At 70.5% G+C, this 6177-nt stretch carries 7 protein-coding genes; 4 read left to right on the top strand and 3 right to left on the bottom strand.

All coding sequences use genetic code 11. From position 1 onward, the window contains the following. Window positions 1-469: 469 nt before the first annotated feature. From rplU to proB, 4 genes are all read left to right on the top strand, one after another. Window positions 470-775: a 50S ribosomal protein L21 gene (gene rplU, locus K3888_RS07345; protein ID WP_230929591.1), complete on the top strand. Its 306-nt coding sequence runs from the start codon at window positions 470-472 to the stop codon at window positions 773-775. A 69-nt stretch (window positions 776-844) separates the two neighbouring features. Further along, complete coding sequence (gene rpmA, locus K3888_RS07340) at window positions 845-1108, top strand: 50S ribosomal protein L27 (protein ID WP_182633316.1); 264 nt, start codon at window positions 845-847, stop codon at window positions 1106-1108. Between the two features lie 152 nt (window positions 1109-1260). Further along, window positions 1261-2721 (top strand): GTPase ObgE, encoded by a 1461-nt coding sequence (gene obgE / locus K3888_RS07335; RefSeq protein WP_230929590.1) that lies wholly within the window; start codon window positions 1261-1263, stop codon window positions 2719-2721. Further along, entirely contained in the window at window positions 2718-3830 is a 1113-nt protein-coding gene (proB, locus tag K3888_RS07330) for a glutamate 5-kinase (protein ID WP_230929589.1), read from the top strand. Before obgE ends, proB begins: the two co-directional genes overlap by 4 nt. Before the next feature lie 3 nt (window positions 3831-3833). Here the strand turns inward: proB and K3888_RS07325 are convergent, their stop codons facing one another. Genes K3888_RS07325 through K3888_RS07315 form a run of 3 tightly spaced genes read right to left on the bottom strand, consistent with a single transcriptional unit; the run spans window position 3834 to window position 6174 of the window. Next, complete coding sequence (locus K3888_RS07325; RefSeq protein ID WP_230929588.1) at window positions 3834-4457, bottom strand: carbonic anhydrase; 624 nt, start codon at window positions 4455-4457, stop codon at window positions 3834-3836. A 23-nt stretch (window positions 4458-4480) separates the two neighbouring features. Then, window positions 4481-5374 carry a Sir2 family NAD-dependent protein deacetylase gene (locus K3888_RS07320; RefSeq protein ID WP_230929587.1) on the bottom strand — a complete coding sequence of 298 codons (894 nt, stop codon included), beginning with the start codon at window positions 5372-5374 and terminating at the stop codon, window positions 4481-4483. Beyond that, entirely contained in the window at window positions 5374-6174 is an 801-nt protein-coding gene (locus K3888_RS07315; protein ID WP_230929586.1) for an MBL fold metallo-hydrolase, read from the bottom strand. The genes K3888_RS07320 and K3888_RS07315 overlap by 1 nt, the downstream gene beginning before the upstream one ends. Between the last annotated feature and the right edge of the window lie 3 nt (window positions 6175-6177).

Raw genomic sequence — 6177 nt, 5'->3', positions numbered from 1 at the left:
CATCAAGCGCAACGTGAAGGTCACTCGCATCACCGAGACGGCGGTCCGGTCGCCGCGAAGCCGGAGCCGCGGTTGCGGCCGCCGCGCCGGAGTCCGCACCCGGGGCCCCGGCCGCCAAGGTCGAGGCAGCGGCACTGGCAGAGGCGCCGACAGCAGTGGTCGCGGAACCGCGTCAGCGTCCCGCCCGCCGCCGGGCGACCCGGTCCACGACCGCTCCCGGGGGCGCCTGAACGCAGGGGCGCGGAGCCGGTGGCACGGTCGGTTTGACCTGCTGTGCCACCGGACCGTAACCTTGACAGGTCGCTCGTCGCGGCGCTATGTCGCTGCGCGAAGAGTCGCGGGCCGGTCCTCCACGGGATGGGCGTCTGCGATCCTGGCCGATGAGAGTCGGCGAGCAAGTAAGAACACCGCACACACGGTGTGGTCGCCCTGCGCGGCCGCACACCCGAGAAGCAAGGGGAAGCCCTCCATGTACGCGATCGTCAAGACCGGCGGCAAGCAGTACAAGGTCGCCGAAGGGGACCACGTCAAGGTCGAGAAGATCGAGGGCGAGGCCGGTACCTCCGTGTCGCTGTCCCCGATCCTCGTCGTCGATGGTGCTTCGGTCACCTCCGATGCGGACGCGCTGACCAAGGTCACCGTCTCCGCCGAGATCGTCGAGCAGACCAAGGGTCCCAAGATCCGGATCCACAAGTTCAAGAACAAGACCCGTTACCACAAGCGTCAGGGCCACCGTCAGAAGCTGACGGTCGTCAAGATCACCGGTATCAAGTAATTCCCGTCTCGGCCGGTACAGGCCACCAGCTCAGCGCCTCCGGGCGTGTTCCCTTAAGGAGGGACTGACATGGCAAGTAAGAAGGGCGCATCCAGCACCCGTAACGGTCGTGACTCCAACGCCCAGCGCCTCGGCGTGAAGCGCTTCGGTGGCCAGGAGGTCAACGCCGGTGAGATCCTGGTCCGCCAGCGCGGTACCAAGTTCCACCCGGGCGTGGGCGTCGGCCGTGGCGGAGACGACACGCTGTTCGCTCTCTCCGCCGGCGCGGTGGAGTTCGGCACCAAGCGTGGTCGCAAGACCGTGAACATCGTGCCCGCCGGCGCCGAGGCCTGACCCGGTAGCCACCACAGTCACGATTCGCCCTCGGGGGCCGGGCGGGGTCTGATGACTCCCCACCCGGCCCCCGAGAGCATTTATCGGGCAGTATCGGACTACGCATCCACTGACCCGACCCCCACCGGCCACCACCAGGAGGAGCCCACACCATGTCGAGATTCATCGACCGCGTAGTCCTCCACCTCGCCGCGGGGGACGGCGGCAACGGCTGCACCTCCGTGCACCGTGAGAAGTTCAAGCCGCTCGGCGGCCCCGACGGCGGCAACGGCGGCCGCGGCGGAGACGTGGTGCTCGTGGTGGACCCCCAGGTCCACACGCTGCTCGACTTCCACTTCCGCCCCCACGCCCGCGCCGGAAAGGGCCAGCCCGGAATGGGTGGGAACCGAAACGGCGCCAATGGTGACGATCTCGTGTTGGCGGTACCGCCGGGCACCGTCGTCCTCGGTTCGGACGGCGAGCCCATCGCCGACATGGTCGGGGCCGGCACCCGGTTCGTCGTCGCCGAGGGCGGCAAGGGCGGCCTGGGCAACGCCGCGCTCGCCTCGCGCTCACGTAAGGCCCCCGGCTTCGCGCTGCTGGGGGAGCCCGGCGGCGTCTTCGATGTCACCCTCGAGCTCAAATCGATGGCGGATGTCGGACTGGTCGGCTTCCCCTCGGCGGGCAAGTCGTCACTGATCTCGGTGATCTCGGCCGCCAAACCCAAGATCGCCGACTACCCGTTCACCACCCTCGCGCCCAACCTCGGCGTGGTCTCGGTGGGAGACGACACCATCACCATCGCGGACGTTCCAGGGCTGATCCCCGGCGCCAGCGACGGGCGCGGCCTCGGCCTCGACTTCCTGCGCCACATCGAGCGCACCGCGGTCCTCGCCCACGTGGTGGACTGCGCGAACCTGGAGTCCGACCGCGACCCGATCTCCGACGTCGACGCACTGGAGGCCGAGCTCGCCGCCTACCAGTCCGAGCTCACCGACGCCGGCATGGGCCACCTGGCGGACCGGCCGCGCGTGGTGGTGCTCAACAAGATCGACGTGCCCGACGCCGCTGACATGGCCGAGATGGTCCGCGGCCACTTCGAGGCCAAGGGCTGGCCCGTGTACGCGATCTCGGCGGTGGCCCACAAGGGCCTCGACGAGCTCAAGTTCGGCCTGTACGAGTTGGTCAAGGCCCACCGTAAGGCCAACCCGCCCGCGGCCCCCGAGCGGATCGTGCTGCGGCCCAGGGCCGTCGATGCGGACCAGTTCGATATCCGGCGTGATCCGGACGAGCCCGGCGGCTTCATCGTGCTCGGCGCCAAGCCGGAGCGATGGATTCGTCAGACCGACTTCGCCAACGACGAGGCCGTGGGCTTCCTCGCCGATCGCCTGGCGCGCCTGGGGGTGGAAGAGGCGCTCATCAAGGCCGGAGCCGAGGAGGGTTGCTCGGTCACGATCGGTGACGTCTCGTTCGAATGGGAGCCGCAGACCCCGGCCGGCGTGGACCTCATGCGGATCGGCCGCGGCACCGACATGCGCTTCGAGTCGACCGATCGCGTGGGTGCCTCCGAACGTAAGTACCGCAAGCACGTCCGTCGCGGTCTCATCGACCCGGACGAGGAGATCCTCGAGTGACGGTCGAGTCGGAGCTTCGCCGCCGGATCGGGACCGCCCGACGGGTGGTGGTGAAGATCGGCTCCTCGGCCATCACGAGTTTCCACGGCGGGATCCGCCGTGCCGAGCTCGACACCCTCGCCGACGTCTGCCAGGCCCGCATGGCTTCGGGGTCGGACGTCTTCGTGGTCTCCTCCGGGGCGATCGGGGCCGGGATGGCCCCGCTGCGGATGTCCGCGCGCCCCACGACCCTGTCCGCCAAGCAGGCCGCCGCCAGCGTCGGCCAATTGGAGTTGGCGAGGGCGTGGGGTGACTCGTTCGCCAGGCACGACCGGGTGGTCGGGCAGGTGCTGCTCACGGCCGCCGACATCGGGCGACGCGACAGCGCGGCCAACGCCCAACGGACGCTGGACCGGCTACGGACGTTGAGCGCCGTCCCGGTGATCAATGAGAACGACACCGTGGCCACCAACGAGATCCGGTTCGGGGACAACGACCGGTTGGCGGCCCTCGTCGCACACCTGATCAGTGCCGACGCACTCATCCTGCTCTCGGACGTCGATGCGCTGTACGACTCAGATCCACGCAAGGGCAACGCCAGGGCCGTCACGATGGTCGGCGGAGCTGGCGATCTCGACGGCGTTATCGCCGGCCCCGGCGGTGCGCTGGGCACCGGAGGGATGGCCTCGAAGCTCGCCGCAGCCCGCCTCGCGGCCGACGCCGGGGTGCCCGTCCTTCTCACGGCCGCCGAGCGTGCCGCCGAGGCCCTCGCCGCCGAACCGGGAGTGGGCACGGTGTTCGCGCCGCGCCCCGAGCGGATGTCGGCGCGCCGGTTCTGGGTGCGTCACGCCGCCGACACGAGCGGCTCCGTGGCGCTCGACGACGGTGCGGTGCGGGCGATCACCGGAGCACGCCGTTCGCTACTGCTGGCCGGCGTGACCGGGGTCGAGGGCCTGTTCCACTTCGGGGACGTGATCGAGATGCACGACCAGGCCGGTCGAGCGGTGGCCCGGGGCATCGCCCAGTACGACTCGATCGAGGTCCGGGCCCGGCTGGCCGAGCGGGAGTCCGGCGCCGCCGCGGGGCAGGGCCGCCCCCTGGTGCACGCGGACGACCTCGTCGCCCTCTGATTCTCAGAGCCCGTCGACCTGTCCCTCGGTGTGGACCGGGGTCACCGTGCCCTCCTCGAGGTTGTAGAGCGCACCGACGATCGCGGTGCGGCCCTCGGTGATCGCGCGGTCGACAGCGGCCGACTTCTCGCGGATCGCGGTGACGGTCTGACGGACGTTCTCGATCACGATGTCCTGGTACCCGGCCTCCGGGTCACGTCGCGCCTCGAACACGGCTGGCGCGATGCGCTCCACCACGTCACGCAGATAGCCCGACGGTGTGGAGTGCGTGTCGACCGCCTTGATCGTCGCGCCGACCGCGCCGCACGAGGTGTGGCCCAGCACCAGCGTCAGCGGGATGCGCAGCGCGTCGACCCCGAACTCGACCGACCCGAGCACCGACGGGTCCACGATGTGGCCGGCGTTGCGGATCACGAACAGGTCGCCGAGCCCCTGGTCGAACACGACCTCGGCGGGCACGCGCGAGTCGGAGCAGCCGAAGACCTGGGCGAACGGGTTCTGCTGTCCGGCGAGCTCGGCGCGGCGCGAGGGCGCCTGGTGCTCGTTGAGGTTCTCTCCGGCCACGTAGCGGGCGTTTCCGCGGAGGAGTCGTGCCAGTGCTGTCTCGGGTGTCGTCGCGATCTGCATACCCCTAGTGTGCTCCTCGCCGGTCACGCCGGATCCGGCAGGGCGGCATCGGTGAGCTCGAGGACCTCCACGCAGTCGCCGTCGATGGTCAGGGTTGCCTCGTCGTGCGCACGGGTGCGCCCGCGGTTGAGAACCGCGACGGGCTTGCCGGTGGTCACCGCCCACCGCACGAACCGGTATCCGGACCGGACGGTGAGAGACGATCCGACGACGACGACAACGTCGGATTCGTCCACCAGAGCGTTCGCCTCTTGCACACGGGCGGCCGGGACGTTCTCGCCGAAGTAGACGATGTCCGGTTTGAGCATCCCCGCACAGCCGGGACAGTCCACCATCCGGAAGTCGGCGGTGTCGTCCAGGACGGCGTCCGCATCGGGGGCCACCTCGATCGCACCGCGTGACGCTACGCGTTCGGCGAAGTCCGGGTTGAGGGCCTCGAGGTCATCGTGCAGCGCCCACCGGCTGCGGCGGGCCCCGCAGTTCAGGCAGGTGACCACCGCGTACGTGCCGTGCAGGTCCACGATCCGGCGGCTGCCCGCCTTGAGATGCAGCAGGTCCACGTTCTGGGTGATGACGCCCGAGACCAGGCCACGACGCTCCCAGTCGGCCAGCAGCAGGTGTGCCGCGTTAGGGCGGGCGGCCTCCATGTGGCGCCAGCCCAGGTGGTTGCGGGCCCAGTAGTGACGGCGGAAGCCGGGATCGCCCACGAACTGCTGGTACGTCATCGGGGTGCGGCCGGGGGAGTCCGGGCCCCGGTAGTCGGGGATCCCGGACGGGGTGGAGATCCCGGCGCCGGTCACGATCACCGTCCGGCGGCCCCGCATCAACCCGGCCAGGGCGGCGGCCCGCTCGGCCGGATCGCGGTCCGGGGCGGTGCGCTCGGCGGGGGTCCAGGCGGTCTCTCGGACCCTGACCATCACAAGCCCCCGGGCCCCGAGGGGTCGTGCGCGCACACCACGTCCAGGGAGTCGGCCCGTCGCCGCGCGAGTGCGGCCAGCCCGGAGTGCGTCATCGCGATCGCGCCCGGCTCGAGAGCGAACGCCCGCTCCTGGAGGGGAATCACCGCAGGTGTCCGGACCGACAGGTCGATCTGGCCGCGGTGATAGAAGGCATCGCCCGCGTGAAGGATGTCCTTGCCGACGGGTGTCTCGTCGTCGTCATCGTGGCCGGCGCCCGCGCCACCCGGCACGAACACGCCGGCGTGACCCGTGGTGTGGCCCGGCAGATCGACGAACTTCATCCCCTCGGCGATGTGGTCCAGAGGCAGCATGCGGAACCCCTCCCACCTGTCGGACCCGAACTCGTACTCGGCGTAGGTCGGCCCGTGCGCCAGCTGGGCGCGGCGGTACCGGCGACGCTCGACGAACCGCGGCAGGCGCACCGCCCGGGTCAGACCCTGCGTGGTGACGTGCACGGTCGCGTCGGGGAAGTCGGCCAGGCCGCCGATGTGGTCGACATCGAAATGCGTCAGCACGATGTGTCGGACGTCGCGCGGGTCCAGGCCCAGCGCCCCGATGCGGCGTACAGCCGTCTCCGCCGGATCCAGCGCCGGTCGCACGAGGTGCCGCAGCGGACCCAGCCGACCGGCCGGATCCGCGATGTCCTGCAGACCGATGCCGGAGTCGACCAGCACCAGCCCGCCCGGCGCCTCCACCAGCAGGACGCGAGTGGGGGAGATGCCCGCCATGGTGCCGCAGTTGAGCTGGTGGATACGCATGGC

This window comes from Dietzia aurantiaca (assembly GCF_021033825.1).
GTDB lineage: Bacteria > Actinomycetota > Actinomycetes > Mycobacteriales > Mycobacteriaceae > Dietzia > Dietzia aurantiaca.
This window is presented reverse-complemented; position numbering and strand designations above follow the sequence as displayed.

Bases quoted from the DNA above. Each gene is read 5' to 3' on its own strand.
- K3888_RS07320 (WP_230929587.1), bottom strand. From the start codon at position 5,374: ATGGTCAGGGTCCGAGAGACCGCCTGGACCCCCGCCGAGCGCACCGCC.
- obgE (WP_230929590.1), top strand. From the start codon at position 1,261: ATGTCGAGATTCATCGACCGCGTAGTCCTCCACCTCGCCGCGGGGGAC.
- K3888_RS07325 (WP_230929588.1), bottom strand. From the start codon at position 4,457: ATGCAGATCGCGACGACACCCGAGACAGCACTGGCACGACTCCTCCGC.
- rplU (WP_230929591.1), top strand. From the start codon at position 470: ATGTACGCGATCGTCAAGACCGGCGGCAAGCAGTACAAGGTCGCCGAA.
- K3888_RS07315 (WP_230929586.1), bottom strand. From the start codon at position 6,174: ATGCGTATCCACCAGCTCAACTGCGGCACCATGGCGGGCATCTCCCCC.
- rpmA (WP_182633316.1), top strand. From the start codon at position 845: ATGGCAAGTAAGAAGGGCGCATCCAGCACCCGTAACGGTCGTGACTCC.